Source organism: Mycobacterium sp. (assembly GCF_049673265.1).
In the GTDB taxonomy this organism is placed as follows: domain Bacteria; phylum Actinomycetota; class Actinomycetes; order Mycobacteriales; family Mycobacteriaceae; genus Mycobacterium.
The window spans coordinates 1-2,094 of sequence record NZ_JBATXN010000702.1; the positions used below are offsets into that span (position 1 = coordinate 1).

General features: G+C 63.8%; 3 protein-coding genes. All 3 read left to right on the plus strand.

The annotated features are described in order from the left end of the window. On the plus strand, positions 1–402 hold a 402-nt coding region (locus WBF82_RS23840), incomplete at its 5' end, for a thiamine pyrophosphate-dependent enzyme (RefSeq protein ID WP_424385392.1). Continuing rightward, positions 383–1,048 (plus strand): SRPBCC family protein, encoded by a 666-nt coding sequence (locus WBF82_RS23845; RefSeq protein WP_424385393.1) that lies wholly within the window; start codon positions 383–385, stop codon positions 1,046–1,048. The genes WBF82_RS23840 and WBF82_RS23845, both read left to right, overlap by 20 nt. Positions 1,049–1,056: 8 nt before the next feature. Further along, positions 1,057–2,076, plus strand: coding sequence for a 3-oxoacyl-ACP synthase III family protein (locus tag WBF82_RS23850; RefSeq protein WP_424385394.1), 1,020 nt, complete (start codon positions 1,057–1,059; stop codon positions 2,074–2,076). The last annotated feature ends 18 nt before the right edge of the window (positions 2,077–2,094 follow it).

Here is a 2,094-nt window from a genome sequence, read left to right on the forward strand (position 1 = left end):
TTCATGCATGGCTTGGAGGTGCACACCGCATTGCACTACCGGCTCCCGGTGACCTTCGTGCTGCTCAACAACAACGCCCATGCCATGTGCGTGACCCGTGAACAGCTCTACTACGACGACCTGTATAGCTACAACCGATTCGCTCCCAGCCAGCTCGGAGTCGGTCTGGCCGCGATGTTCCCCGGGCTGACGTCGATCGATGTCAGCGACGCGGACGGATTGGCCGCGGCGGTACGCGGCTCGCTCGACGTCGACGGCCCGTCGGTGGTCAGCGTCGAATGCGCCGCCGACGAAATCCCGCCGTTTGCACCCTTTCTCGACGCCCTACCAGTCAAAAAGACTGCCAATCAACAGATCCCGCCCACACAGGAGGACCACATCAATGTCGCTGCCAGCGCTTGACGATATCGTCAGCCATACCGGCACCACCGTCCCGATCGACGGCCTGGTACGTATCGAGACCACGCCGTTGCAGCAGACGGCCGGAACCTTCCTTTCGCAGATGCGGTCGGCGTACCCGCACGACCAGGTCTTCGGTCAGTACTGCACCGTCAACGACTACGTCGACTGCCCGCCCGACGAACTCTTCGAGTACCTGTCGGACACCAGAAGCCTCGAGGAGTGGACCTACACCCTGCGTGACTTCACTCCTACTGACGAGCCAGGACTCTGGCTGGCCTACGACCGGCTCCTTCCGGATACCGAGATCTATACCCGCACGGTTGTCAATGCCGATGCGCGTACCGTCGACTATCACTGCGCTTGGGACCAGGGCAAGCACTTGTGGATGATCTACCTGATGCGCGTCCTCGACGCGCAGGCGGTGTTGAACAAGCCCGGTTCTGTTGTGCTGTGGACCAATTGCCGTCACCCGTTCTACGACCAGAACCCGTACCCCGACGCGGGTCCGCCCGAACGCACCGGTTGGGTCGGCGACTTTTGGGACTTGTTCGGTGCCGGCCACGCGCTGGAGCTGAACAACCTCAAGACCATCGCCGAATACCGCCACCGCAACGGCCTGCCGATCACCCCGGCCTGGATGAGATGAGATTTAGCGTGAATCAGCCCGCCGTAAGCCTTCTCGACATCGCCAGCTATCTTCCTGGCGAGCCGATCGGCGCCGACTACTACGCGGAATTCGCCGAATCCGACGAGTTGCGAGACAACGTCATGTTTCGTGCGCCCGCGTTTCGCCATCACGTCGGGCCGGACGAGACCGCGACCGATATGGTCGAACGCGCGACGCAGGGACTGATCGAGCGGCACGGACGTGACGTCATTGAAAGCGCCGATGTGTTGATCACCCATACGCAGGTACCCGACATGGCGTTCTACGGCGCCGGCGGCGGTATCGCCCACCGCTTGGGGATGCGTCCCAACTGGGTCCTGGACCTGCACAACGGCGGGTGCGCGGCGTTCGTGCTGGGTCTCAAGGTGGCCCGTCAACTGCTGGCCTCGGGCGAGGGTCACACTGCGGTGATCGCGATCGCGCAGAACGCCGCCGGCCAGGTTTTCGACCAGCCCGGTGTGCGCCGGAAGGCGCAATCGTCCGTACCCGGCGACGGCGCCGCGGTCGGTTTGGTCACGCTGTCGGACGAGTCGCCCATCCTCGACATCGAATGCCGCACCTACGGTGAGTACGCCGGCGACATGACGCTAGCCATAGACCCGCCCCGCAAATGGTGGCAGGCCGGGCCGGGCGAAGCCTCCATCGGGTTCACCGAAACCAAGATCAGCAAGGTGCTCGCTCGCGGCAACCGTCAGGTCCCCGAAGTGGCGCTTGCCGTGTGTGATCGAATCGGCCTGTCGTCCAAGGATATCGACCTGCTGGTCACCAATCAGCCAAACCGGGTGTTCTTGCGCAACTGGCGCGAAGCGCTCGAGGTGCCCGAGGAACGTCATCGCGACACCTTTGATGAGTGCGGCAACCTATTCGGTGCCGGAATCCCGATCAACCTGGATCGGGCCATCTCTGAGGGCCAGGTCGAGGCCGGCGATACGGTCATGATGGCAGCTTTCGCGCACGCGGGTGACTTCGCCGGCGCGGCCGCGATCCGCTGGGGCGGGCGCGACTGATGGCCCAGCCGGCGCACG

Bases quoted from the DNA above. Each gene is read 5' to 3' on its own strand.
- WBF82_RS23845 (WP_424385393.1), top strand. From the start codon at position 383: ATGTCGCTGCCAGCGCTTGACGATATCGTCAGCCATACCGGCACCACC.